Source organism: Pseudomonas caricapapayae (assembly GCF_001400735.1).
Taxonomy (GTDB): Bacteria; Pseudomonadota; Gammaproteobacteria; order Pseudomonadales; family Pseudomonadaceae; genus Aquipseudomonas; species Aquipseudomonas caricapapayae.
This window is the reverse complement of record NZ_LJPW01000089.1, coordinates 68,897-91,623: the sequence shown is the minus strand read 5'-3', so window position 1 is coordinate 91,623 and position 22,727 is coordinate 68,897. Positions and strand designations below refer to the sequence as shown.

Here is a 22,727-nt window from a genome sequence, read left to right as displayed (position 1 = left end):
TGTACAGATAGCCGGCCGTCCTTGCAGACAGGTCGATAGCTCGACAACGCAGCGTTCGACAACCAGGTCTACCGAGAATCCCTTCAAGATTGGGGGTAATGGGCTTCAGTTCAAGCCTTGGCAGCAAATACAGCCAGGTAAATATAAGCGACGTGTCGCGCTACGCAATTTGCCCGCGCTGGCATAAACTGCGCGGCCGTTTTTTGACTGGAACGTAAAAGACATGAATGACCAATCCCCGGCCCGTGCCTGCGGCATCGACTTCGGCACGTCCAACTCCACCGTCGGCTGGCAACGACCCGGCGTGGAATCGTTGATCGCGCTGGAGGACGACAAGATTACCCTGCCATCGGTGGTGTTCTTCAACATGGAAGAACGCCGCCCTGTGTATGGCCGGCTGGCGCTTCACGAGTACCTGGAAGGCTATGAAGGCCGCCTGATGCGCTCGCTCAAGAGCCTGCTGGGCTCAAAGCTGATCAAGCATGACACCAGCGTGCTGGGCACGGCGATGCCGTTCAAGGATTTGCTGGCCCTGTTTATCGGCGAGCTGAAAAAACGCGCCGAGCGCACGGCCGGACGCGAGTTCGAGCACGTGGTGCTGGGCCGCCCCGTGCATTTCGTCGATGACGACGCACAGGCCGATCAGGAAGCCGAAGATACGCTGGCCGAAGTCGCCCGCAAGATCGGGTTCAAGGAGGTATCGTTCCAGTTCGAACCTATTGCTGCGGCATTCGATTACGAGTCCACCATTCAGGACGAGGAACTGGTGCTGATTGTCGACATCGGCGGCGGTACATCGGACTTCTCGCTGGTGCGCCTGTCACCCGAGCGACGCCTGCACGACGATCGCCAGCAGGACATTCTTGCCACGGGTGGCGTGCACATCGGCGGCACCGACTTCGACAAGCAACTGAGCCTGCAAGGTGTGATGCCGTTGTTCGGTTACGGCAGCCGCATGAAAAGCGGTGCGTACATGCCGACCAGCCATCACATGAACCTGGCGACCTGGCACACGATCAATGCCGTGTACTCGCAAAAGTCGCAATTGGCGCTGGGCAGCATGCGTTACGACATCGAGGACACCGGCGGCATTGATCGCCTGTTCAAGCTGATCGAGCAGCGCGCCGGACACTGGCTGGCCATGGAAGTGGAAGAAACCAAAATTCAGCTGACCCATGCTGAAAACCGTCACTTGCCGATGGATCGAGTGGAAGCAGGCTTGAGTGTGGACCTGAGCCGGGCGATGTTCGAAGCGGCAATCGATGCCCAGCTGGAGCGGGTGCGTAACAGCGTGACGACATTGCTGAGCGACGCTGGTGTGGGCGTCGAACAGGTCAGCACGGTGTTCTTCACGGGCGGTTCGAGTGGTATACCTGCCCTGCGTAACAGCGTCTCGGCCATGCTGCCCAACGCACGCCATGTCGAAGGCAACATCTTCGGCAGCATCGGCAGCGGCCTGGCGATTGAAGCGAAGAAGCGTTACGGCTAGTCACATGACGCGGAGCGCTGGCACGATAGGCATTCTTTTGGACGTCTATCTGCGCACGCGCCCTACACCAACCCTTCCTTCTGCAGCTCGCTTTTCAGGTACGCATAGTAAATCGGCCCTGCCACCACGCCCGGCAGGCCGAATGCGGCTTCGAACAGCAGCATCGCCAGCAGCAATTCCCACGATTTGGCGTTGATCTGCCCGCCGACGATGCGTGCATTGAGGAAATACTCGACCTTGTGGATCACGATCAGGTAGCCCAGCGCAGCCAGTGCGACCCAGATCGAGATCGACATGCCGACGATGAAGATCAACGTATTGGACATCAGGTTGCCCACCACCGGCAGCAGGCCGAGCAGGAAGGTCATGATGATCAGGGTCTTGGTCAGCGGCAGGTGGATCCCGCACAGCGGCAGGACGATGGCCAGAAAAACCGAGGTGAACGCCGTGTTGAGCAGGGATATCTTGATCTGGGCAAAGACAATGTTGCGAAACGCCCGGCTGACCAGATACAGACGATCAAACAGCGCCGCTGCCAGCGGCTTGCGCGCGTGAACGTCGGAAATGCGCTGCAACGCGATAATCGCGCCCAGTACCATGCCGATTAGCATGGTGACGAACATATGCGCCGCTCCCTTGCCGATCAGTTGCAACTCGCCCACGTGCTTCTGTAGCCACTGCCCCAGCGAGACCTGAAACTCTGCAGCGCTGGCAGGCAGATAAGCATCGATGAACGGCGGAAGCTGACCGCGCGCGCGATCTACCAGGGTCATGAACTTGTCCAGCGAAGCCCCGGGATTTTCAGCTTCGTGCAGGACAAAACTGATGACGCCGGCAAAGATCAGTGTCAGCAGACTGACCACCACAGTGCCCAGCAGCGCCACGGCCAGCCAGCGAGCGCGTTCGCCGGAGATCAGGCGCTGTAACTTGGGGGTCAGCATGTTGACCAGTTCGAACACCAACAGTCCGGCCAGCAGGCTGGGCAGCAACTTGAATGGCAACACCAATAACAGACCGCCAAATACAAGAATCCAGCTGGCTATTAACACCTGACGCGCAGAAAACGTTGGCATAGACCCTCAACGGGCAACACAAGGAAGGTGGGCAGTCTGCCAGCCTTCTCAGTCGAGAACCAGCGATCCGAAAGTCGGAAAAAGTACGGCGCAATCATCTGCCCGATGATCGACGCGATAATGACGCGAAAGTGCAGCATTTACTGCACCCGCGCCTATTGCCAGCAGCAACAGTATTAGCCGGAAAATTATTTCTTCTTGAGACAATCACTCATGAAAGCCTTGCGCGCATCGCCCTTGAGCGCCTGGCTGCCGGCAGTCGCGTTGCAGGTCTTCATCTTGTCCTGTTGGGTGGCTGCTGGCGGTGGTGACGCTTTCAGGCAAGCGCTCATGAACGCTTTGCGCTCGTCGCCCTTCAACGACCTGGCGCTGGCGTCGGCATTGCAGGTGGTCATCTTGTTCTGCTGCGCGGTCGCAGCGAAACCCTGAGCAGACAACATAAGGCCAACGAGCAACAAAGGAATACCGAGCTTCTTCATCGATCCACTCTCCATATCCACTGCACCGGGCGGCACAGGCTGAGATTCAGTGTAGTCAGCTGTTGCGTCCCGTGACGGGGCACCGTGCATCGCCGCTGGCATTCTCGACAAACAGGCGGATAATTGCGCCTCGCTTTAACGATGATCCTCCCATGCAATACGCTTTTCCGCTGATCACAGTCCTTATCTGGGCGGTCAATACCGCCGTTACCAAGGCGTCTGCCGGCGTAATCTTTCCGGCTGAAATAGGTTTCTATCGCTGGGCGCTGGCAGGCGTGTTGTTTACGCCTTTCATGCTCGGGCCCGTCTGGGCGAACCGTGCCGCGATAAAACCGGTGCTGGGCAAGATTTTCATCCTCGCCGTGCTCGGCACAGCGATGTATCAGAGTCTGGCGTATTTCGCTGCCGGCCTGACGACCGCAACCAATATGGGAATCATCCAGTCGCTGGTGCCGATGATGGCGCTGGGGCTGTCGATAGCCTGCCTGGGTAATCGGCTGACCTCGGGGGCGTTGCTGGGCGCTGTGCTTTCATTTGCAGGGGTGGTGGTTGTGGTGTCGGCGGGCAACCCTGCTGCGTTGATCGAGCAGGGTGTCAACCGGGGGGACGCGATGGTGCTGGTGGCAGCGGCGTCGTACGCGGTGTACAGCACGCTGCTGAAGAAGTGGCAGTTACGCCTGCCACCCCTGCAACTGCTTTACGTACAGATCCTGCTGGCGCTGGTGGTATTGCTGCCACCCTTTGTCTTCTCGGAAAAAACCGGCTTGAACGCCAGCAATGTCCCGATGGTGCTGTATGCAGCCATTCCAACGTCAATGCTCGCGCCCTGGCTGTGGATGACTTCGATCATGCGTCTGGGTCCCAGCCGCACAACACTGTTCTTCAACCTGATGCCGATCGCCACGGCATTGATCGCTGCGGCGACACTGGGCGAGCAACTGGCGCTCTACCACCTGATCGGTGGCGCGCTGACCCTGTGCGGGGTCGTCCTCGCAGAACGCTGGACGACTCCGCTGCGGTCAAAAGCAACTTAAGCAGTCGCGCTGCCTTCACTGCCCTCCAGACTATGAATCGACACATCAGTGATTCCGGCAGCGTGAGGCATGCCGGACTCACCGCCCGGCACCTCATCCAGCTCGACATGGTGCTTGAGCGCCAGCTCGTGCACCACTTCGATAATAGGCACATCCAGATTTTCGATTACGTCTACGTGGTGCTCGCCCAGCAAGGTGTACTCGATTTCATACAGTTCTTTATCGCTCATCGCATCTTCCTGGCCGTCACAAAGGATCGGCTGATTAACGAACTACGGTCTGCACAACCTTACCGATGACCGAGCCCAGGGCCGGACCCTAGTGTCCGACCGTGCCATCAGATTGACCCCGTCCTTTCACGAACGTGCGAGCGAATATTCAAAGGGTCGCCTCGCCGTCAGCGGTACTGCCGTATCGCCATCTTTTTTTCGAACTCTTACCCCGGTTTCCTGCTCAAAGCGCTACCGGGCCAAGACCGGCTCTGACATGTGGAGCAATAACGATGTACAAGAAAATCTTCGCGGCGACTTTTGTATTGGCGACGATGGCTGGCTGCAGCAACACAACCGTGCAGAACCCGGTGGACTACGTCACTTATCGCAATGAGCCATTGGTCAAGCAGGTCGAGAACGGCATGACGCGCCAGCAGGTCCTGACCATCGGCGGCGAACCGTCGAGCACCATCGAGCGTAAGGTCAACCCAGGCACCTGCAACAACTACGTCATGAACAAAGACGGCCACAAACAGGTTTACCATGTCAGCTTCAACAGCGACGGCCGTGTAACCAACAAAGGTTTCATGACCTGCGAACAGCGCGAGAAGAACGAAAAAGCGATGTAACTGAAGCAACTAAGGAAGCCCGACGCGCAATGCGTCGGGCTTTTCCATGTTTGACGTTTATGTAGTAGACGCACAATTAGACATTGCGTTTAAAAACACCCACTGCGCCTTGAAACCAATGCAGAACTTTGCTGTCATGAGCCACTCATCGCACAATCACCAGGCAGCACCGCTGATTACCAAGGAGAGGTTCGTATGGCTTTCGACGCTTTTATTCAGATCGCAGACATCCCGGGCGAGGCGCTGGACGAGAAGTACAGCAAATGGATCGAAATCACCGGTTATAACTTCGGCGTCAACCAAAGCACCTCTGCCACCGCCAGTTCCTCGGGCGGCGCGTCATCCGGTCGTACCACCATGACCAACTTCACGTTCACCAAATACCTCGACAGCGCCAGTTGCAAACTCATGGAAGCCAGCTGCGCAGGCCAGCACCTCAAGGAAGTCAAGCTGGTCCTCTGCCGCGCAGGCACCGACAAGCTCAAATACTACGAAGTGGTGCTTGAGGAAGTCATCATCGCCGACTACACACAGAGCGCGAGCTCCGGCATCCCCATCGAAATCGTACAGCTCAATTACGGCCGTATCAAAACCACCTACACCCTGCAGAAACGTGTCGATGGCACAGCAGGCGGTAACGTGGCCGGCGGATGGGACCGGATCAATAATAAAAAGTACTCGTGAGTTACGACCATGGCCGAAGCACGATCTTTCATCAACCCCAGAACACAGACTTTTGACTCTCTGAAAACGAACCTTGCGCTGCCCAAGAACAGCAAGGACAAGTTCGTCGCCCTCAATTCCCACATCTCGGGCGGCGTCGTCCTTGCCGGTGAACTGGTCATCGTCGGCGACGCCTCCACTCCGTCGTCCACTGCTCAGGAAGCTTTCCTGATGGCCAAGGCTGCGCAGGTGCATACGGCGTTACTGGTCAATGGCGCTGATGGGGATGACTTTTTTCTTGAGAATTTCGAGCTGCTCAAGCAAGCCATCTCCTACACATCCATGGGCATAGGTGCCACGAGTGATGGCTGGGCCAAGCATATGGAAGAGATCAAGAAATCGCTCCAGGCTATCGAAAAGCTCTACCGGGAACACATGGGCTCCGGCACGATGACCCAACGAGACGCGTTCTACGCCAAACGATCAGAACTGTTCATGAAGCTTGATAAACTGCTCAATAATTTTCTGGCGTATGGATCCGGGCTGCGCAACGAAGGCTCGATCAAAAGACTGCTCGGGCTTTCAACCAGCAGCTACATGCACACAGGCGAAATCGCAGGATACGCTGACAAGGTCTCTGGCGTGGCCAAAGCCTCTAAATGGATCAAGAGAGGAGCCTACATCGGAACCGCGCTTGAAGTTGGCTCTAAAGCGATTGAGATCCGTAATGCCTGTACGCTAGGCCGAGAGGAACAGTGTCGAAAGGCAAAATATGTCAAGGGTAGTTCGTTGGTAGGCAGTGTAGCTGGGGCAGGCTTGGGCGGGGCGGGCGGCGGCTTCCTTGCTACAGGCTTATGCATCTTAGCTCTCGGAATTACAACAGGTCCAGGTGCGCTTGCTTGTACCGTCGTTGGAGGTGCTGCTGGTGGGTGGGCTGGGGGGGAAGTAGGCGAATGGGGCGGCGAGCATTTGGGTGAAATGCTCTACAAGGAGATTACAGAATGACAAGTGATCTGACAGGCCTCATTTTTGGAGCGCTATTGATACTCATCATAATAAATCTATTTGCCACGGCAGTTATTGCGCACAAGTATGTTGAAACCATAGAGAAGCAACTACCCAACTGCTCTTCTGTACAAACAATTAGAGAGGCCTGGTCGGGAGGTGGTCTGATTGGAAAAATCATGCGCGGCGGCATTATCGCAACAATACTCATGGCCCCCAACCTAAGCACCAGAAGGGGACTTATCGACATTAAGGAAGTCAAAAACCTGTCGGGTTTTTACAAAAAAGCTTTACTCATCCCGACAATCGTGACGTTCTTTTTGTTTTTCTGCCTTATGGCACTCAGGGTTTCAGCTTATTTTGGAGGGCTTTAAAACTGCCCAAATAGAACATATTATTTTTAATGAAACTCTCACACGCCATGCTGGCAAGGTCGATCAGACCATGATAAATATCCCGATAGACTTGGTCGGTCTGCTCATAATGGTACCGATGATACTTAACCTCTTCGTCACCGCCTTCATTGCGCACAAGTATGTTGAGACCATCGAACAGCAGCTACCGAACTGCTCTTCTGTACAGACCATCAGAGAAGCATGGTCAGGTGGTGGCCTGCTCGGAAAGGTCATACGCGGTGGCGTTATTTCTGTAGTATTGATGGTGCCGAAGCTAAGCGCCAAGAGAGGCGTCATTGATGACAAAGAGGTTGAAAAACTCCCAGCGTTTTATAAAAAATCCTTGATAATCCCGACGGTCGTAAATTTCTGTTTACTCACAGCGATGATGGCACTTAGTATTTTCCTGGGTCAAGATTAGCAATCGATAACGACAAGATCGAAGGCACACATGACACTCCTTCTTTCATAAAGCGCACAAGGGAACAGTCTTCATGAGCGAGATCAGAACGTGACCAGTATCGAGCCGGGCCTAATTGGGATTTTCTTGTACGCCGCGATGCTCATCATTATTCTCGCGTCAGCCTACGTAGCACATAACTACACGGACATTTTCGAATCACACTTACCCAACTGCAAGCTCATCACAGACAACAAATCCACGTACGGCGACGCAGGCATGCCTGGAAAAATGGTGCGGTGCGGGATGATGTATCTGTTTTTGATTTTTCCCAGCTTGGGTAAGAAACATGGCCTTATGGATATAGAGGAATCCAGAAGCTTTCCTAAAAACATGAAGTACCTGCTGTTTATCCCCTGGACAGCGCAGATCGTGGTGCTTATGGCCCTGATCGGCTTCACGCAGTTTGTGATTCCCCACGCTTGAAAGATGATGATAACGCACACCCGAACGGATCCGGGCGCGGGATTGACGGTGGTGATTTGCCTAAATTACATGACGAATCACAGCGCATTCCCCAAGATAGAAAAATATCACCACGCTCCGAAGAACCCTCCAGAGCGCAGTATCAGGCCAACCAGCAGATTAACGCTTAGAAAACCAGCTTGAACAGGGCAATAACCACGACCAGGCCGATCAGAAAGATGATGCCAACGGTGCTTCCCAGGAACTTGAGCATTGTGTATCTCCACGATTTATTTGGGTCTCATGGTTGGGACCGCAGCGTTCTGCACTCGTTTCTTATATTTTTACATTCAGTCACCACCGTCGCTAGCGACGAAAATCCAATAAAACTTTTCCCCTCCTCCAGCACTCACACCCTTTGCTGATCCTGCCGGGCGACACACAGAGCGAGACAGCAAAACCTGATGAACCCTGGAGATAAATGATGATTTCTGCACCGCAATCACAGCTTTCCGATGTAAACACTCTGCGCCAGCGCGCACGCCAAAACGTTGAAGATGGTGCTGTGACTGAAGGTTACAGCGCTGACCGCGAGACCGTGCTGCGCCTGCTCAATGAGTCGCTGGCGACCGAACTGGTCTGTGTGCTGCGCTACAAGCGCCACTACTATATGGCGTCGGGCCTGAAGGCGAGCGTGGCAGCCGCCGAATTTCTGGAGCACGCAGAACAGGAAGCGCAGCACGCCGACAAGCTGGCAGAGCGCATCGTGCAACTGGGCGGCGAGCCTGAGTTCAACCCGGATACGTTGTCGAAGAACTCTCACGCGCAGTACGTGGCGGGCAATACACTGAAGGAAATGGTCTACGAGGATCTGGTCGCCGAGCGCATTGCGGTGGACAGCTATCGCGAGATCATTCAGTACCTCGGTGACAGCGACCCGACTACGCGTCGCATCTTCGAAGAAATCCTTGCTCAGGAAGAAGAGCACGCTGATGACATGGCGGATATTCTGAACGATCTGTAACACGCGGCAGCAAATGAAAAGCCAGGACCTGTGTCCTGGCTTTTTTGTGGGCGAAAGGTTCTGACGATTACTTCACCGTCTTCGGCGCCTTGCCCGTACGCATCTGTTCCAATAGCGGGCCACACTGGTTCGGCTCACTGTCGCCCGTCGCGACCAGCGCCAACAGACCGGCGGCCGGGCCTACGGTGGCCCCGAGCAGGACCATGCCGGCGCCGCGCAACAGTAACGGGCCGGACTGCACGCCCGCATTGGGCTTGGCGAATGGCCCATTGACGTACAGCGGCGAGCGTAGCGAGAACACACGGAAGCCTTTGGATTCCGGGTTGATCTGCAAGTCCAGTTGCTCGGTCTTCATGTTCGCCGTGCCATTGATGTAGATGATGGCATTCTCGGTATCGAAGACGAACAGCCGACTGGTTGCCAGCCCGTCCTTGATACCGAAATCAGAGGCCGCGCAATTGATCTTCACATCCTTGTCGCCAAACAGCTTGCCCACTACATAGTTGCCTACGTTGAGGCCGGCGATTTCCATCAGGCCGCGACTGATCGCGCCATCGTTCACCAACATTTTCATTTCGCCGTTGGCAGTGCCAAGCAGCGCCGCAATCGAGTTGCCGCGACCACTGATGTCAGCATCACCGTTCAACTCACCGAAGCTGGTTTTCATTGGCTCGAACGTCGGAAACAGCTGCTTGAGCTTGAAGTTGCGCGCCGACAGCTTTGCCCTGCCCTGCATCGGCTTGTTGCGGCCATCCAGACGAATATCGGCATCCAGCTTGCCGCCCGCCACGCCAAAACGCAGCGGCTCAAGGCTTAACTGACCATCGTTGAGAATCAGGTGGGTATACAGGTCTGTGAACGGCAGGTCCGGGCTTTGCACGATGCGCTTGCCGGTGAACTCAACGTCGGCATCCATCGCTCGCCAGCGGTCGGTCTGAAACTCTTCGACAGGCAGAACCTTGCCCGACGGCTGCTTGCTCTCGCCGCCACGCTTTTTCTGCGCCGCATTAGAGTCCGCGCCGATCAGTGGTGCCAGGTCGCTGAACAACAACTGATTGGACACCAGCACGCCGGTCAGCCTGGGCCGAGGCTGACTGGCAACGAAACCCAGGTCTCCGTGGATGTCGCTGTTGCCGATCTTGCCGTTGAAGCCTTCGTAACGAAAGTTGGCACCTGCCGGATCGTGTAGCCTGGCAACCAGGCGGCCGTCGGTCGAATAGGCAGGAGAGTCCGGCAGGGTCACGCCGGTCAGAGGGTAAAGATTGCTCAGGCTCGCCCCGGAAAGTTTGAGGCGCAGGTCCAATGCGCCCAGGTTCTGTGGATCGGTCAAGGTGCCTGCGATGACCACGTGGGTATCACCGACCTTCACATCAGCCTGCACCGGAAACGGCTGACTGGCGTCTTTGAGCGCGAGCAGGCCGCCCACTTTGCCGGTGCCGTTCAGTTTCTGACCGTGGTACTGGCCTGTAACAGCAAGGCCAAACGCATAGTCCTGCGGCACCGCGCCCTTGTCCTGCGCTTTTTGCGCTTCCTTGCTACCGACGATTTCACTGAACGGGATCGGCTTGCCGAGCAAATCGATCACCACGTCCAGATTGGCATTCAACGTCTGGTCATTGAAGCTCACCAGCCCCTTGTCGAATTTGATCGCGCCGATATCCACAACCCATTTGGAAGGTTCGGCATCGGGATCGGATTTGGGCAGGTCAAATACCCAGTTGGCGCGACCATCGGCCAGACGCTCAAGCTTTGCCTCGGGGCCGGTCAAATCGATACGCGGGATGACCACTTGCTGGGCCAGCAACGGCAGCAGCGACAGACGAAATTCAACGTGCTTGAGGGTTACCATCTGCGGGGTCTTCGACCACTCGGGATTACCCAGCGTCAGGTCATCGGCGACGAAGTGCGGAGACGGCACCCACGCGCGCCAGCCACCGAGCTCAGGCTCGCGCGTCCAGCGTACGTCCAGATCGCCATTGATGGCGAACGGGCGATGCAGCGCTTCGCTGACTTTCTGATTGAGGGTGGGTTTGATGCGATTCCAGTCGAAAGTGACAATCACAATGACCAATATGGCCAGCACCACCAGTAACGTGGCACCTGTCCAGGCGAAAATCTTGCGGCTGCGCGTCATGCGTGACTCTCCAGAAAACAGCGCCCCGACCCTGGCGCGCTGAATACGACATGAATGTTCGACTGACAAACGCGCCGAGGGTTTGATTTGAATACGAAATCGCAGCAAAGGGCAGCACCGATACTGCGGCTCCATTCGAGGGGCCGTCCTGAAAACCCTTTCGACGCAGGTAAAGCGCATTTGGTAAAGTGCAGCCCAGCCTAATCCAAGAATCGTTTGAGCCATGCTGCCCCGCGCCGAACAGAAACAACAGACCCGAAGAGCCCTGCTTGATGCTGCCCATCAGTTGATGGAGAGCGGGCGCGGCTTCGGCAGCTTGAGCCTGCGAGAGGTGGCGCGAACAGCGGGCATCGTGCCGACCGGGTTCTATCGTCATTTTGAAGACATGGATCAGTTGGGGCTGGCGCTGGTCAGTGAGGTCGGCCAGACCTTCCGCGAGACCATACGGCTGGTGCGGCACAATGAGTTCGCAATGGGCGGTCTGATTCGTGCGTCGGTGAAGATATTTCTCGAACGTGTCGCGGCCAACCGCTCGCAGTTTCTGTTTCTGGCCCGCGAACAGTACGGCGGCTCTCTCAAGGTGCGTCAGGCGCTGGGAGCTTTGCGCGAAGGCATAAGTGCCGACCTGACGGCCGACCTGGCAAAGATGCCCAAATGGCAGCACCTGAATGCCGATGCGCTGTCGATCATCGCCGACCTGGTAGTCAAGAGTGTGTTCGCAATGCTCCCGGAACTGATCGACCCACCTCCCGCGTCGCTTGCGCCGCATCTGACGCCTCAAGCCAAGATTACCCAGCAACTGCGCTTCATCTTTATTGGCGCACGCCACTGGCGAGGGCTGGGCAGTCACGATTGAGTGACCCACCGCGATCCCGCGTGCTTCAGCGGCGCGCTACGCAGCGAGGGCACGAGAGTCATTCATCGCGTGGTGCGCAACACGGATTGTCGCGCGCCAATGCCCCTCAGCGAAGAACAGCAAGAGCACCAAAAATGTGCATGTTTTTATTTGCGCACCCTAAAAGAGCAATCAACGACGCATCTTGATCAACGTCGTCCGCGCCTGCCAGACATTTCCCACAACCTGCACTGTTGGCAAGCCCCTTGCTCTGATTTGAAGCATCGCAATTGGCTGGAAGCTATCTGATGCTGGTGATTCACAATCGAATCGAACCCCAGGCCGAATGGGCCGCCGAGCTGCATTTGAATTTCGAGGCGCGCAGCAAGAGTCGCCTGCGCTGCTTCAGTGCGGAAAACGAAGACGTCGGCTTGTTTCTGCAGCGTGGTCAGTCACCACTGCGCGATGGCGAGTTTCTGCAGGCGCAGGACGGCCGCATCGTGCGTGTCTGCGCACGTCCCGAAAAACTGATGCATGTCACTTGCAGCAGCACGTTCGAACTGACCCGCGCCGCTTATCATCTGGGCAATCGTCACGTCGCCCTGCAAGTCGGCGATGGCTGGCTGCGCCTGCTTGAAGACTATGTGCTCAAGGCCATGCTCGATCAGTTGGGTGCCACCGTTGAAACGCTCGAAGCGCCTTTCCAGCCGGAACACGGTGCCTATGGCGGCGGTCATCATCACTCGCGTGCCGGCGAAGAGGATTTCAACTATCCGCCGCGCATGCACCAGTTCGGCGTGCGCAAGTGAACAGCGCCTGGGCGCTTTTGCGTCTGGCCAGCCCGCAGTTGCCGATTGGTGGCTACAGCTATTCGCAAGGGCTGGAAATGGCGGTGGAGCAAGCCATTGTGGTGGATCCGCAGACTGCGGGCCGCTGGATCGGTGATCAACTGCTGCTCAATCTCGCCCGTTTCGAGGCACCCTTGCTGCTCGCCCATTGCGAGGCAGCGTCAGCCGGTGACTGGGGCCAGCTGCTGCAAGTCAGCGAGCAGCACCGCGCCAGCCGCGAAACACGCGAGCTGTATCAGGAGAGCCGACAGATGGGTTACTCACTGCAACAGTTGCTCAATGGCCTGCCAGAGCTGGATCGCGAGGCACGCCGGTTCCTGGAGCAGACAGCAGAGCCGCATCTGGCCCTTGGCTGGGCACTGGCTGCGCGCGCCTGGCGGATTGATGCGCAAGACGCGCTGGCCGCCTGGCTGTGGAGCTGGCTGGAAAACCAGTTGGCCGTACTGATGAAAACCCTGCCGCTGGGCCAGCAGGCTGCGCAACGCCTGACCAGCGAGCTGTTGCCCTTGTTGCAGCAGGCGCAGGTCAGTGCAACCAGACACGATACTCACCATGCTGGCAGCGCGGCCTTTGGTCTTTCTCTGGCGAGCATGGCGCACGAACGTCAATACAGCCGGTTATTCCGGTCCTGATCAGTCTTTATGGAGAACTCAATGAACAGCCAACCTCTGCGCGTCGGTATCGGTGGCCCGGTCGGGTCCGGCAAGACGGCCCTGACCCTGGCTCTATGCCTGGCATTGCGCGACCGCTATAACCTGGCGGTCGTGACCAACGATATCTATACCCGCGAAGACGCTGACTTTCTGGTGCGCAACGAGGCACTGGCACCTGAGCGCATCATCGGTGTTGAAACCGGTGGCTGCCCGCACACCGCCATTCGTGAAGACGCCTCGATCAACCTTGAAGCGGTTGACCAGCTCAATCGCCGCTTTGAGGGCCTGGACCTGATTATTGTCGAGTCCGGCGGCGATAACCTTTCCGCGACGTTCAGCCCGGAGCTCTCCGACCTGACGATCTATGTAATCGACGTGTCGGCAGGCGACAAGCTGCCTCGCAAGGGCGGCCCCGGTATCTGCAAGTCTGATCTGCTGGTGATCAACAAGATCGACCTCGCGCCGCTGGTGGGCGCGTCACTGGAAATGATGGACAGCGACACACGCAAGATGCGCGGCGAAAAGCCGTTCGTGTTCAGCAACCAGAAAACCGGCCAGGGTCTGGAGCAGATCATTGCCTTCATTGAACGCCAGGGCCTGCTGACTGCGGCCGCCTGAATTCACAACCAAAAGGAACCCTTCGATGAACTACAAAAAAGCCCTTGGCGCCCTCGCGCTGCTGCTGATCCCGACCCTGGCGCTGGCTCACCCCGGTCATGGCGATAACGGTCTGATCGCGGGTATCAGCCATCCGATTGGCGGGCTGGACCATTTGCTGGCGATGCTTGCGGTCGGTCTGTGGGCTGCGCAGCAACAAGGCACAGCCCGCTGGGCGCTGCCTTGCACCTTCGTCGGCACCATGCTGATCGGCGGTGTGCTGGGCTTTGAGGGGCTGAACCTGCCAGCACTGGAAAGCGGCATTGCGGCGTCGGTACTGGCGCTGGGTCTGGCCGTGGCACTGGCTGTGCGTCCGCCCGTGGCGCTGGCGGTGACAGCAACGGCAGTGTTCGCTTTGTTCCACGGCGTAGCGCATGGCCTTGAACTGCCGGACATGTCCAGCCCGTGGGCTTATGCAGCAGGTTTCGTTGCTGCGACTGCGGCTTTGCACGCAGCGGGTTATGCCGCAGTTCGCGCACTGCCTCAAGCCGCAGCACCGTTGGTGCGGATTGCAGGGGCAGCGTCTGCCGCCACTGGCGTATGGTTGCTGGCGGGCTGATCAGCCGGGGAAGGTCAGCGCGATAGCGCAGGAATGCGGTACAGGTAGAGCAGCACTGCGCTGGCAAACGCCAGCAGGCAGACCGGCAAGGGATGCAGACCGAACAGCACAGCAATGGCCGCGATCCAGGCGGGCAGCCCGGCAGCGAGGAAGGCCAGACGGCGGATGGCAGCCAGTTTGAGCCATGCTGCCGGCTCTTCCGGGGTATCAAGTGCGGCCTGGGTGGCCGCCAGCGCGCGCTTGTAAGCACCGAAGGGTTTGAGGCTGACGAACATCGAGCCTATCCCGGCGATGAACAACGGGATTGCCAACACGGGAATGAGTGGCTCGCTGGCACCGAAAAATACACAGACCACCAGCAACGGTGCCAGGGTCAGACCCAGTTGACGCCACCATGCCATTTCCAGTTTTTGGCGAACCTCGCTACGTGTCACGCGGGGCCGACCTCACTCTGATGCTCGTTACCCATCATGTGCCCCAGCTTGCCGGCCTTGGTCGCCAGATAAAGGCGGTTGTGCGGATTCTGTCCGGTGTGCAGAGGCACCCGCTCGGCAACCTTGATGCCCATGTCGGTCAAGGCTTTGACCTTGCGCGGGTTGTTGGTCATCAAGCGCAGCGACTCAACGCCCAGATGCTGAAGCATTGGCAGGCAGATCGCGTAGTCACGCTGGTCGGCAGCAAAACCCAGACGCTCGTTGGCCTCAACGGTATCGGCACCGCCATCCTGCAGCTCGTAGGCACGGATCTTGTTCATCAGGCCGATGCCGCGTCCTTCCTGACGCAGGTACAGCAATACGCCACGTCCCTCGGCCGCAATGGCGCGCAGGGCAGCTTCAAGTTGAGAACCGCAATCGCAACGCTGGCTGAACAGGGCGTCGCCTGTCAGGCATTCGGAATGCACGCGGCCAAGAACCGGCTCACCGTTCGCCACATCGCCCAGACTCAGGACGACATGTTCACGGCCGGTTGCCGACTCGATAAAGCCGTGCATGGCAAACTCTGCAAAGGGTGTGGGCAGTTTGGAAGCGGCGACAAAGACGACGGGCACCGTGTGCTCCTGATCAGTATGAAGACTGGAAATTCGCAAGATTTGCATTGTAACAGCAGGTTCCTACGGACGCTCAGGCTGAATTCTCGGGCATTTAGATCATAAAGTTCGATAGATAGATGCGCTGCATTCCTTCACTGCGCACCGCCAAAATGCTGATAGCCACGCGTGTCGGGGGTGACGTCTTGTCCTGCATCGTCAACCAGAACGACACCTTGCCCCTCCTCGACCCGGCCAATGACATGCACTGGCCAGCCTTCTTCCAGCAAACCGGCCAGGTAGCCGGGCGGCAACGTGAACGCCAGAATGTAATCGTCACCGCCGCTGAGCGCGGCCTGCCGGGCAGAAGGCAGGTCGAACAATGTCAGCAACTGATCAGACATCGGCAGCCGGTCACGTTCGACAATCAGTCGGACACCTGAAGCACGGGCGATGTGTCCACAATCAGCCAGCAGCCCATCGGAGATGTCCAGCGCCGACGTCGCCCTGCCCCGCAATGCCTGACCCAACGCCAGTTGGGGTTGCGGCGACCAGTAGCGGGCCAGCAACGCTTCGGCAATCGAGGCTTCGGTGCTGCGCTGCTTCAATACCAGCGGCAACGCACCTGCACCATCACCCAGTGCGCCGCCGACACACAGCAAATCGCCCGAGCGAGCGCCGCCGCGTGTCAGGGCTGATCCTGCGGGAACTGCACCAAATACCGTCAAGGTCAGGCTCAGGGGACCGCATGTGGTATCGCCACCGATCAGATGCAGTGAGCAGCCTTGCGCCATCTGGTTAAGGCCACGAGCAAATGCCTGCAACCAGTCGGCATCGACCTGCGCAAGGGTCAAGGCAAGGGTAAACGCGACGGGTCGCGCGCCCATGGCTGCCAGATCACTGGCAGACACCGCCAGCGCACGCTGGCCCAGCAGGAAGGGGTCACAGATATCGGGAAAATGTACCCCGGCAACCAGGGTATCGGTCGAGATCGCCAGCTGCTCGCCGGGTGCCAACGCCAGCAGCGCACAGTCGTCGCCGATCCCCAGGGCAACTTCCTCGCCCGCCTGCGCACAGGGCGCGGCGGCGAAGTAATTGCGGATCAGCTCGAACTCTCCCATGAAGGTCAGGCGCGAATCAGCGCTTGTGGGCCTTCACTTCGACTTCGCGCAGGCGCGGTGCCAGCTTGTCCAGCACGCCATTGACGAACTTGTGGCCGTCAGTGGAGCCATAGACTTTTGCCAGCTCGATGCCTTCGTTGATCACCACACGGTAAGGCACATCGATGCGCTTGAGCAGCTCGAACGTGGACAGGCGCAACACGGCCAGTTCAACCGGATCGAGCTCTTCGATGGTCAGGTCGAGGCAAGGCGAGAGCGCGGTGTCGATCTCGGTCTTGTTGGTCGCCACACCGTGCAGCAACTCGCGAAAGTAGGCGCCATCGACATTGCTGAAGTCGTTGTCGACACGGAACTGTGCTTCGATCTCGTTCAACGAATGGCCAGCCATATGCCACTGATACAGGGCCTGGGTCGCCATCTGGCGCGCTTCGCGACGTTTGGCACTTTTGCCCTTGGCGGCTGCTTCCGGTGATTTGGCGTCGCGCGGGTTGAACTGATCGGTATCGTCGGAAATCACTTGGCCTCCAGCTGCGACAGCAGACTGACCATTTCTATGGCGGACAGAGCAGCTTCAGCGCCCTTGTTGCCGGCCTTGGTGCCGGAACGCTCGATGGCCTGCTCGATAGAGTCGACGGTCAATACGCCGAAAGCGACCGGAACGCCGAACTCCATGGAAACCTGGGACAAGCCTTTGACGCATTCGCCAGCGACGTATTCGAAGTGCGGCGTACCGCCACGGATCACAGCACCCAGCGCAACGATGGCCGAGAACTCGCTGCGCTGGGCAACTTTCTGCACAACCAGTGGAATCTCGAATGCGCCCGGCGCGCGAATGATGGTGATGTCGCTTTCGCTGACGCCGTGACGTACCAGCGCATCAACGGCACCGCTAACCAGGCTTTCCACGACGAAGCTGTTGAAACGGCCAACTACCAGAGCGTAACGGCCCTGGGGGGCGATGAAGGTACCTTCGATGGTCTTCAAGGTCATTCGGTGAGTCTCGTATTAAAGAGCAAGCCCGCCTTGGGGCGGACTTTGAGGGATATTAGGCCACGAATCATGACTGTCAGGCCAAAACCTGCGAAAAACCGTCTTCCGCACGCCCCGACCTGCCGGTATTTATTCGGAGGGCACGTATTCTACAACTTCCAGATCGAAACCGGATATCGCATTGAACTTCATCGGTGAACTCATCAGGCGCATTTTGCGCACGCCAAGGTCACGAAGGATCTGCGAGCCGGCACCCACGGTGCTGTACGTGGTGGGCGTCTTGATCGGTTGTTGCCCGGCGGTTTCACGGATATGCGCCAGCAGCACATCGCCATCCAGCGGGTGGCCGAGCAACAGCACGACACCGCTGCCGGCCGCGGAAACCGCGCTCATGGCGGCGCGCAGGCTCCAGCGGCCGGGCTGCCTGACCATCAGCAAGTCGCGTAGCGGGTCCATGTTATGGACGCGGACGAGGGTCGGTTCTTCCGCACATATCTTGCCCAGGGTCAGTGCCAGGTGCACATCGCCCTCGACCGAATCACGGTAGGTCACCAGATTGAAACTGCCCAGCTCGCTGTCCATCGGCTGCTCGGCAATCCGCTGAACGGTACGTTCGTGGATCATGCGGTAATGAATCAGGTCGGCGATGGTGCCGATCTTGATGTCATGTTCCTGTGCGAAAGCTTCGAGTTCGGCGCGACGAGACATGGTTCCGTCGTCATTCATCACTTCGCAGATCAGGCCTGTGGGCTCGAAACCGGCCATGCGCGCCAGGTCGCAGGCGGCCTCGGTATGACCGGCACGAGCCAGAGTGCCACCCGCCTGAGCCATCAACGGGAAGATGTGCCCCGGGCTGACGATGTCTTCGGCTTTGGCTTCTTTGGCGGCAGCAGCCTGAACGGTACGCGCACGGTCGGCGGCGGAGATACCGGTGGTCACGCCTTCGGCGGCTTCGATGGAAACGGTGAACTTGGTGCCGAAACCCGAGCCGTTGCGCGGTGCCATCAGCGGCAGCTTGAGGGTTTCGCAGCGCTCGCGAGTCATCGGCATGCAGATCAGGCCACGGGCGAAACGCGCCATGAAGTTGATGTGCTCGGGCTTTACGCATTCGGCGGCCATGATCAGGTCGCCTTCGTTCTCGCGGTCTTCGTCATCCATGAGGATGACCATCTTGCCCTGGCGAATGTCTTCGACCAGTTCTTCGATACTGTTGAGCGCCACGCGGCACCCCCTTCAATCAATTCAGGATTTGAGGTAGCCGTTCTCGGCCAGAAAGCTTTCGGTGATCGTGCCGTGGCCCGGTTCTGCGGCCTTGTCGCCCAACAGCAGGCGCTCCAGATAACGTGCCAGCAGGTCCACTTCCAGATTGACCTTACGGCCAGGCTGATAGTCGGCCATGATCGTTTCGCTCAGGGTATGCGGCACGATGGTCAGCTCGAACTCGGCACCATTGACCGAGTTGACGGTCAGGCTGGTGCCGTCGACCGTGATCGAGCCTTTATGGGCAATGTATTTGGCCAGCTCGCGCGGGGCACGCACCGTGAACTGAATGGCGCGGGCGTTATCGGCACGGGAGACGATTTCGCCCACGCCATCTACATGACCGCTGACCAGATGGCCGCCCAGGCGCGTGGTCGGGGTCAGGGCCTTTTCCAGGTTGACCCGGCTGCCGCTCTTCAAATCGACGAAGGCAGTCACGGTCAGGGTTTCACGGCTGACGTCGGCCCAGAAACCGTCACCGGGCAATTCGACGGCGGTCAGGCACACGCCATTGACGGCAATGCTGTCACCCAGTTTGACGTCGTTCAGGTCGAGCTTGCCGGTTTCCACGTAAACGCGGACGTCGCCACCCTTGGGAGTCAGGGCGCGGATGCTGCCGATGGATTCGATAATGCCGGTAAACATGGGTCCTCCGGGAGAACAAGGGCTGCGCGCAAGGCGAAAGCCGGGAATTATACGCCGGGTGTGCGCACAGGGAGAGCGATGACTCGCCAGTCATTACCGACGGCGCGCATTTCCACGATATTCAGCTCCAGCGCTTCACTCATCTGTGCCAGCGGCAGGTCGAGCAGCGGCCGCGCCGATGAGCCGAGAAACTTGCCGGCAATGAATAGCTGAAACTCGTCGACCAGCCCGAGACGCGCAAAGGCACCCGCCAGCCGTGGGCCGGCTTCGACCAGCACATCATTGACGCCACGCGTGGCCAGTTCACTCATCAACTTGCGCAGGTCCACATGACCGGCGCTGTCGGCCAGTGCCAGCATTTCATGGCCGTCCTCCTGATAACGTCCTCGCGCAGACGCTGCAGCGCAAGTCACCACCAGAGCACTGCCAGCCTGGAAGAACGGCGCGTCCAGCGGCACGCGCAGACGGCCATCAATCAATACCCGCAGCGGCGGACGCACAGCCGCCAGCGCGGTCAACTCTGCATTGAGCCCCAGCTCGTCGGGGCGCACGGTCAGGCGGGCCTTGTCGGCCAGTACCGTATCGGCGCCCGTCAGCACTACGCTCGACTGTGCGCGCAGACGCTGCACGGCAGAACGTGCCTCCGGGCCGGTGATCCACTGGCTCTCGCCGCTGGCCATCGCCGTTCGGCCATCCAGGCTCATGGCCATCTTGACCCGCACATAAGGCCGTCCGGTTTCCATGCGCTGGAGAAAGCCTTTGTTCAGTGCTCGCGCTTCGCTTTCCAGCACCCCGCACTGAACGCCGATACCGGCATTCATCAGGCGTAACAGGCCACGGCCGGACACTTCAGGATTGGGGTCCTGCATGGCCGCAACGACCCGCGCCAGACCGGCATCGACCAGCGCATCGGCACACGGTGGTGTGCGCCCTTGATGGCTGCACGGCTCAAGGGTGACGTAGGCAGTCGCGCCCCTTGCGCGTTCGCCCGCCTGGCGCAGGGCATGCACCTCGGCATGCGGCTCGCCAGCCCTCACGTGCCAGCCCTCACCGACGATCTGGCCGTCTCGCACGATCACGCAGCCGACTCGCGGGTTCGGGTGCGTCGAGTAGAGCCCTTTGCGCGCCAGCTCCAGCGCACGCGCCATGTAATGAACGTCGAGAGCCGCCTGTTCAGTCAGCAATGCACTTATTCCTTACCCGGCTCGCGGGCCAGACGGTCGATTTCTTCACGAAACTCGTTGAGGTCCTGAAAGCGGCGGTACACGGAAGCAAAGCGGATATACGCCACTTCGTCGAGTTTCTGCAGCTCGGTCATGACCAGTTCGCCAACCACCAATGATTTGACCTCGCGCTCACCGGTCGCTCGCAGCTTGTGCTTGATGTGCACCAGCGCCGCTTCAAGGCGCTCGACACTGACCGGACGTTTTTCAAGCGCCCGCTGCATACCGGCGCGCAGTTTTTCTTCATCGAAAGGCTGACGGCTGCCGTCCTGTTTGATCAGGCGCGGCAAGACCAGCTCGGCAGTTTCGAACGTCGTGAAGCGCTCGCCGCAGGCCAGGCACTCGCGTCGGCGGCGTACTTGCTCGCCTTCGGCGACGAGGCGGGAGTCGATGACTTTGGTGTCATTGGCACCGCAGAAGGGACAGTGCATGGTGGCTGGCAACGAAAGAATGAGGAGCGCCATGTTAGCGCATCCTGCCGGCAAGACAAGGCTGAGGGTTTACGGTATATAGACGCGCATTAAAGCGATGTGAAATTGCCCGGGCTCGGTAATACTGCACGTCTGGCGTCGCACAGCCTGTCGATTTTTGTCTTGTGGAGCTCTTGATGACGTTACGCCCCGTTTTTCTGCTTGGCCTCATTGGCTTGCTGGCCGCGTGCAGCAGCAACGATGCGCCAAAACCCGCTGCAGCCCCGCCCGTTGCTCCGGCAATCAAAGTGCCTGCCGGACCTGGCCCGCTGCAACCCTATCAACGTGAACTCAGCGGGCAATTGCTGGGCGTACCGGCCGGAGCCGAGGTCGAACTCGCGATGCTGGTGATCGACGAGCGTGGTCGTCCACAAAAGCTTTTGACCAACACGTTGCTCAAAGGGAATGGCCAGTCATTGCCGTTCCAGCTGCGCTTCAACCCGGAAGCCTTTCCGGTGGGCGGGCGGGTCGAATTGCGTGGCCGCGCCAGCCAGTCAGGGCAGTTGATCCTGCACCTGCCGTCGATGCGCATCGACCAGCCCACCACACAAGCGTTGGGGCCGTTGCAATTCGTCAAGGCGCCATGATTGCTCCGCAACACCTTCAACACGCGCTGAGCGAACTGCTCGGCGATGCCCGGCTGGTCGTCACACCGCTGCCGGGCACCGAGCTGAAGCTGTGGCTGATCGACGATGCCAACATGGACCGTGCCTTCAGCCCCGATGAAACGCGCCGCATTCTGGAAGAACCACCGTACTGGAGCTTTTGCTGGGCCAGCGGCCTGGCCCTGGCGCGCTTTCTGGCCGAAAATCCGCACTGGGTCGAAGGCAAGCGGATCCTGGATTTCGGCGCAGGCTCAGGTGTCGCGGGCATTGCGGCGGTCAGGGCCGGAGCGCTTGAGGTGGTGGCCTGTGATCTCGACCCGTTGGCGATCGCTGCCTGCCGGGCCAACGCCGAACTCAACTAGGTGCCATTGAGCTACTCGACAGACTTCTTTGCCGAAACGGACCGCTTTGATCTGATTCTGGTGGCCGACGTTCTTTACGATCGTGCCAACCTGCCGCTGCTGGATCAGTTTCTGTCACGGGGCCGCGAGGCACTGGTGGCGGACTCCCGCGTACGCGACTTCAAGCACGATGCCTACCAGCGTCTGACGATACTGCATGCGCATACCCTGCCGGACCTGGCCGAACCGCACGAGTTTCGCGACGTGAGTGTGTATCACGCGGCGCGGTGAGCGTGCTGACTCACGCGTTATCGTTGCGCACGCTCCAGCGTGGGAATGCATTTCGGGACACTCTGCGTCCGACCTTGAGCGCGCGGTGCGGCGCAGAACTGTGACGCAGAGCGTCATGAATTGCATGCCAACGCAGAGCATTGGCACGAGAGTCAGTTCCCGGCCCAATGAATGACGCCGCTTTCAGCATTGCCCTGCTG

29 protein-coding genes and 1 pseudogene are annotated in these 22,727 nt (G+C 58.8%); 16 read left to right on the top strand and 14 right to left on the bottom strand.

The genetic code is table 11. The features are described from left to right. Positions 1-223 precede the first annotated feature (223 nt). Complete coding sequence (locus ALO80_RS13685) at positions 224-1,489, top strand: Hsp70 family protein (RefSeq protein ID WP_055009385.1); 1,266 nt, start codon at positions 224-226, stop codon at positions 1,487-1,489. Between the two features lie 62 nt (positions 1,490-1,551). On the opposite strand, the gene ALO80_RS13680 is transcribed toward ALO80_RS13685, so the two are convergent. Together ALO80_RS13680 and ALO80_RS13675 are read right to left on the bottom strand one after the other, a co-directional pair. Continuing rightward, positions 1,552-2,562 (bottom strand): AI-2E family transporter, encoded by a 1,011-nt coding sequence (locus tag ALO80_RS13680; protein WP_002555409.1) that lies wholly within the window; start codon positions 2,560-2,562, stop codon positions 1,552-1,554. A 188-nt stretch (positions 2,563-2,750) separates the two neighbouring features. Next, positions 2,751-3,041: a PsiF family protein gene (locus ALO80_RS13675; protein ID WP_055009384.1), complete on the bottom strand. Its 291-nt coding sequence runs from the start codon at positions 3,039-3,041 to the stop codon at positions 2,751-2,753. A gap of 152 nt (positions 3,042-3,193) precedes the next feature. On the opposite strand from ALO80_RS13675, the gene ALO80_RS13670 reads away from it, so the two are divergent. Beyond that, complete coding sequence (locus ALO80_RS13670) at positions 3,194-4,075, top strand: DMT family transporter (RefSeq protein ID WP_055009383.1); 882 nt, start codon at positions 3,194-3,196, stop codon at positions 4,073-4,075. Here ALO80_RS13670 and ALO80_RS13665 read toward each other — a convergent pair. After that, positions 4,072-4,305, bottom strand: coding sequence for a hypothetical protein (locus ALO80_RS13665; RefSeq protein ID WP_055009382.1), 234 nt, complete (start codon positions 4,303-4,305; stop codon positions 4,072-4,074). The two genes, ALO80_RS13670 and ALO80_RS13665, sit on opposite strands and share 4 nt — an antisense overlap. Before the next feature lie 272 nt (positions 4,306-4,577). On the opposite strand from ALO80_RS13665, the gene osmE reads away from it, so the two are divergent. The 6 genes from osmE to ALO80_RS13635 all read left to right on the top strand — a co-directional run bounded on the left by osmE (position 4,578) and on the right by ALO80_RS13635 (position 7,865). Continuing rightward, entirely contained in the window at positions 4,578-4,916 is a 339-nt protein-coding gene (gene osmE / locus ALO80_RS13660; protein WP_054986625.1) for an osmotically-inducible lipoprotein OsmE, read from the top strand. Positions 4,917-5,111: 195 nt separating this feature from the next. Next, complete coding sequence (locus tag ALO80_RS13655) at positions 5,112-5,600, top strand: Hcp family type VI secretion system effector (protein WP_005736826.1); 489 nt, start codon at positions 5,112-5,114, stop codon at positions 5,598-5,600. Between the two features lie 9 nt (positions 5,601-5,609). After that, positions 5,610-6,584, top strand: coding sequence for a hypothetical protein (locus ALO80_RS13650; RefSeq protein ID WP_055009381.1), 975 nt, complete (start codon positions 5,610-5,612; stop codon positions 6,582-6,584). Next, the gene (locus ALO80_RS13645) at positions 6,581-6,958 is read left to right on the top strand and encodes a hypothetical protein (protein ID WP_055009380.1); all 378 of its coding nucleotides are present in this window, start codon (positions 6,581-6,583) and stop codon (positions 6,956-6,958) included. Before ALO80_RS13650 ends, ALO80_RS13645 begins: the two co-directional genes overlap by 4 nt. Before the next feature lie 70 nt (positions 6,959-7,028). Further along, complete coding sequence (locus ALO80_RS13640; protein WP_055009395.1) at positions 7,029-7,400, top strand: hypothetical protein; 372 nt, start codon at positions 7,029-7,031, stop codon at positions 7,398-7,400. 90 nt (positions 7,401-7,490) lie between these two features. After that, positions 7,491-7,865 (top strand): hypothetical protein, encoded by a 375-nt coding sequence (locus ALO80_RS13635; RefSeq protein WP_055009379.1) that lies wholly within the window; start codon positions 7,491-7,493, stop codon positions 7,863-7,865. Positions 7,866-8,031: 166 nt separating this feature from the next. Here ALO80_RS13635 and ALO80_RS32735 read toward each other — a convergent pair whose 3' ends face one another. Further along, entirely contained in the window at positions 8,032-8,118 is an 87-nt protein-coding gene (locus ALO80_RS32735) for a small membrane protein YohP (RefSeq protein WP_441344152.1), read from the bottom strand. Between the two features lie 210 nt (positions 8,119-8,328). On the opposite strand from ALO80_RS32735, the gene ALO80_RS13630 reads away from it, so the two are divergent. Continuing rightward, positions 8,329-8,868 (top strand): ferritin-like domain-containing protein, encoded by a 540-nt coding sequence (locus tag ALO80_RS13630; RefSeq protein ID WP_054986631.1) that lies wholly within the window; start codon positions 8,329-8,331, stop codon positions 8,866-8,868. 67 nt (positions 8,869-8,935) lie between these two features. On the opposite strand, the gene ALO80_RS13625 is transcribed toward ALO80_RS13630, so the two are convergent. Further along, positions 8,936-11,002 carry an AsmA family protein gene (locus ALO80_RS13625; RefSeq protein WP_055009378.1) on the bottom strand — a complete coding sequence of 689 codons (2,067 nt, stop codon included), beginning with the start codon at positions 11,000-11,002 and terminating at the stop codon, positions 8,936-8,938. A gap of 223 nt (positions 11,003-11,225) precedes the next feature. Between ALO80_RS13625 and ALO80_RS13620 the strand changes: the two genes are divergently transcribed. From ALO80_RS13620 to ALO80_RS13600, 5 genes are all read left to right on the top strand, one after another. Then, the gene (locus tag ALO80_RS13620; protein WP_002555418.1) at positions 11,226-11,858 is read left to right on the top strand and encodes a TetR family transcriptional regulator; all 633 of its coding nucleotides are present in this window, start codon (positions 11,226-11,228) and stop codon (positions 11,856-11,858) included. Positions 11,859-12,145: 287 nt separating this feature from the next. Beyond that, entirely contained in the window at positions 12,146-12,646 is a 501-nt protein-coding gene (gene ureE / locus ALO80_RS13615) for an urease accessory protein UreE (protein ID WP_054986633.1), read from the top strand. Further along, complete coding sequence (locus tag ALO80_RS13610; RefSeq protein ID WP_055009377.1) at positions 12,643-13,317, top strand: urease accessory protein UreF; 675 nt, start codon at positions 12,643-12,645, stop codon at positions 13,315-13,317. The genes ureE and ALO80_RS13610 overlap by 4 nt, the downstream gene beginning before the upstream one ends. A 21-nt stretch (positions 13,318-13,338) precedes the next feature. Beyond that, positions 13,339-13,956 carry an urease accessory protein UreG gene (ureG, locus tag ALO80_RS13605; protein WP_055009376.1) on the top strand — a complete coding sequence of 206 codons (618 nt, stop codon included), beginning with the start codon at positions 13,339-13,341 and terminating at the stop codon, positions 13,954-13,956. 25 nt (positions 13,957-13,981) lie between these two features. Continuing rightward, on the top strand, positions 13,982-14,554 hold the full coding sequence (locus ALO80_RS13600) for a HupE/UreJ family protein (protein ID WP_055009375.1): 573 nt from the start codon (positions 13,982-13,984) through the stop codon (positions 14,552-14,554). 14 nt (positions 14,555-14,568) lie between these two features. Here the strand turns inward: ALO80_RS13600 and ALO80_RS13595 are convergent, their stop codons facing one another. From ALO80_RS13595 to nrdR, 9 genes are all read right to left on the bottom strand, one after another. Beyond that, positions 14,569-14,988: a hypothetical protein gene (locus tag ALO80_RS13595; RefSeq protein ID WP_055009374.1), complete on the bottom strand. Its 420-nt coding sequence runs from the start codon at positions 14,986-14,988 to the stop codon at positions 14,569-14,571. Further along, positions 14,985-15,602: a GTP cyclohydrolase II gene (gene ribA, locus ALO80_RS13590; protein WP_054986638.1), complete on the bottom strand. Its 618-nt coding sequence runs from the start codon at positions 15,600-15,602 to the stop codon at positions 14,985-14,987. Before ribA ends, ALO80_RS13595 begins: the two co-directional genes overlap by 4 nt. A 134-nt stretch (positions 15,603-15,736) precedes the next feature. Beyond that, positions 15,737-16,702 carry a thiamine-phosphate kinase gene (thiL, locus tag ALO80_RS13585; protein ID WP_055009373.1) on the bottom strand — a complete coding sequence of 322 codons (966 nt, stop codon included), beginning with the start codon at positions 16,700-16,702 and terminating at the stop codon, positions 15,737-15,739. A 16-nt stretch (positions 16,703-16,718) separates the two neighbouring features. Further along, positions 16,719-17,219 carry a transcription antitermination factor NusB gene (gene nusB / locus ALO80_RS13580; protein WP_055009372.1) on the bottom strand — a complete coding sequence of 167 codons (501 nt, stop codon included), beginning with the start codon at positions 17,217-17,219 and terminating at the stop codon, positions 16,719-16,721. Then, positions 17,216-17,692 carry a 6,7-dimethyl-8-ribityllumazine synthase gene (gene ribH / locus ALO80_RS13575; protein WP_010438339.1) on the bottom strand — a complete coding sequence of 159 codons (477 nt, stop codon included), beginning with the start codon at positions 17,690-17,692 and terminating at the stop codon, positions 17,216-17,218. The genes nusB and ribH overlap by 4 nt, the downstream gene beginning before the upstream one ends. A gap of 129 nt (positions 17,693-17,821) precedes the next feature. Next, positions 17,822-18,913 (bottom strand): bifunctional 3,4-dihydroxy-2-butanone-4-phosphate synthase/GTP cyclohydrolase II, encoded by a 1,092-nt coding sequence (ribBA, locus tag ALO80_RS13570; protein ID WP_054986641.1) that lies wholly within the window; start codon positions 18,911-18,913, stop codon positions 17,822-17,824. A 21-nt stretch (positions 18,914-18,934) separates the two neighbouring features. Then, a complete protein-coding gene (locus tag ALO80_RS13565; protein WP_054986642.1) occupies positions 18,935-19,597 on the bottom strand; it encodes a riboflavin synthase in 663 nt (220 codons plus the stop codon). Between the two features lie 47 nt (positions 19,598-19,644). Then, a complete protein-coding gene (gene ribD, locus ALO80_RS13560; RefSeq protein WP_162491676.1) occupies positions 19,645-20,745 on the bottom strand; it encodes a bifunctional diaminohydroxyphosphoribosylaminopyrimidine deaminase/5-amino-6-(5-phosphoribosylamino)uracil reductase RibD in 1,101 nt (366 codons plus the stop codon). A 41-nt stretch (positions 20,746-20,786) separates the two neighbouring features. Further along, positions 20,787-21,251, bottom strand: coding sequence for a transcriptional regulator NrdR (nrdR, locus tag ALO80_RS13555; protein ID WP_003317051.1), 465 nt, complete (start codon positions 21,249-21,251; stop codon positions 20,787-20,789). A gap of 176 nt (positions 21,252-21,427) precedes the next feature. On the opposite strand from nrdR, the gene ALO80_RS13550 reads away from it, so the two are divergent. Next, positions 21,428-21,877, top strand: a complete 450-nt coding sequence (locus ALO80_RS13550; RefSeq protein ID WP_055009370.1) for a hypothetical protein — start codon at positions 21,428-21,430, stop codon at positions 21,875-21,877. Next, positions 21,874-22,527, top strand: a pseudogene (locus tag ALO80_RS13545) (class I SAM-dependent methyltransferase). The gene ALO80_RS13550 and the pseudogene ALO80_RS13545 overlap by 4 nt, the downstream one beginning before the upstream one ends. Positions 22,528-22,727 lie beyond the last annotated feature (200 nt).

What these genes read in the sequence shown, in the direction of transcription:
- ureG (WP_055009376.1), top strand. Translation starts at nt 13,339, where the DNA reads ATGAACAGCCAACCTCTGCGCGTCGGTATCGGTGGCCCGGTCGGGTCC.
- ALO80_RS13680 (WP_002555409.1), bottom strand. Translation starts at nt 2,562, where the DNA reads ATGCCAACGTTTTCTGCGCGTCAGGTGTTAATAGCCAGCTGGATTCTT.
- ALO80_RS13600 (WP_055009375.1), top strand. Translation starts at nt 13,982, where the DNA reads ATGAACTACAAAAAAGCCCTTGGCGCCCTCGCGCTGCTGCTGATCCCG.
- ALO80_RS13550 (WP_055009370.1), top strand. Translation starts at nt 21,428, where the DNA reads ATGACGTTACGCCCCGTTTTTCTGCTTGGCCTCATTGGCTTGCTGGCC.
- ALO80_RS13565 (WP_054986642.1), bottom strand. Translation starts at nt 19,597, where the DNA reads ATGTTTACCGGCATTATCGAATCCATCGGCAGCATCCGCGCCCTGACT.
- ribD (WP_162491676.1), bottom strand. Translation starts at nt 20,745, where the DNA reads ATGGCGCGTGCGCTGGAGCTGGCGCGCAAAGGGCTCTACTCGACGCAC.
- nrdR (WP_003317051.1), bottom strand. Translation starts at nt 21,251, where the DNA reads ATGCACTGTCCCTTCTGCGGTGCCAATGACACCAAAGTCATCGACTCC.
- ureE (WP_054986633.1), top strand. Translation starts at nt 12,146, where the DNA reads ATGCTGGTGATTCACAATCGAATCGAACCCCAGGCCGAATGGGCCGCC.
- ALO80_RS13630 (WP_054986631.1), top strand. Translation starts at nt 8,329, where the DNA reads ATGATTTCTGCACCGCAATCACAGCTTTCCGATGTAAACACTCTGCGC.
- ALO80_RS13670 (WP_055009383.1), top strand. Translation starts at nt 3,194, where the DNA reads ATGCAATACGCTTTTCCGCTGATCACAGTCCTTATCTGGGCGGTCAAT.
- ALO80_RS13645 (WP_055009380.1), top strand. Translation starts at nt 6,581, where the DNA reads ATGACAAGTGATCTGACAGGCCTCATTTTTGGAGCGCTATTGATACTC.
- ALO80_RS32735 (WP_441344152.1), bottom strand. Translation starts at nt 8,118, where the DNA reads ATGCTCAAGTTCCTGGGAAGCACCGTTGGCATCATCTTTCTGATCGGC.
- ALO80_RS13675 (WP_055009384.1), bottom strand. Translation starts at nt 3,041, where the DNA reads ATGAAGAAGCTCGGTATTCCTTTGTTGCTCGTTGGCCTTATGTTGTCT.
- osmE (WP_054986625.1), top strand. Translation starts at nt 4,578, where the DNA reads ATGTACAAGAAAATCTTCGCGGCGACTTTTGTATTGGCGACGATGGCT.
- ALO80_RS13685 (WP_055009385.1), top strand. Translation starts at nt 224, where the DNA reads ATGAATGACCAATCCCCGGCCCGTGCCTGCGGCATCGACTTCGGCACG.
- ALO80_RS13650 (WP_055009381.1), top strand. Translation starts at nt 5,610, where the DNA reads ATGGCCGAAGCACGATCTTTCATCAACCCCAGAACACAGACTTTTGAC.
- ALO80_RS13655 (WP_005736826.1), top strand. Translation starts at nt 5,112, where the DNA reads ATGGCTTTCGACGCTTTTATTCAGATCGCAGACATCCCGGGCGAGGCG.
- ALO80_RS13665 (WP_055009382.1), bottom strand. Translation starts at nt 4,305, where the DNA reads ATGAGCGATAAAGAACTGTATGAAATCGAGTACACCTTGCTGGGCGAG.
- ALO80_RS13625 (WP_055009378.1), bottom strand. Translation starts at nt 11,002, where the DNA reads ATGACGCGCAGCCGCAAGATTTTCGCCTGGACAGGTGCCACGTTACTG.
- ALO80_RS13640 (WP_055009395.1), top strand. Translation starts at nt 7,029, where the DNA reads ATGATAAATATCCCGATAGACTTGGTCGGTCTGCTCATAATGGTACCG.
- ALO80_RS13620 (WP_002555418.1), top strand. Translation starts at nt 11,226, where the DNA reads ATGCTGCCCCGCGCCGAACAGAAACAACAGACCCGAAGAGCCCTGCTT.
- thiL (WP_055009373.1), bottom strand. Translation starts at nt 16,702, where the DNA reads ATGGGAGAGTTCGAGCTGATCCGCAATTACTTCGCCGCCGCGCCCTGT.
- ribH (WP_010438339.1), bottom strand. Translation starts at nt 17,692, where the DNA reads ATGACCTTGAAGACCATCGAAGGTACCTTCATCGCCCCCCAGGGCCGT.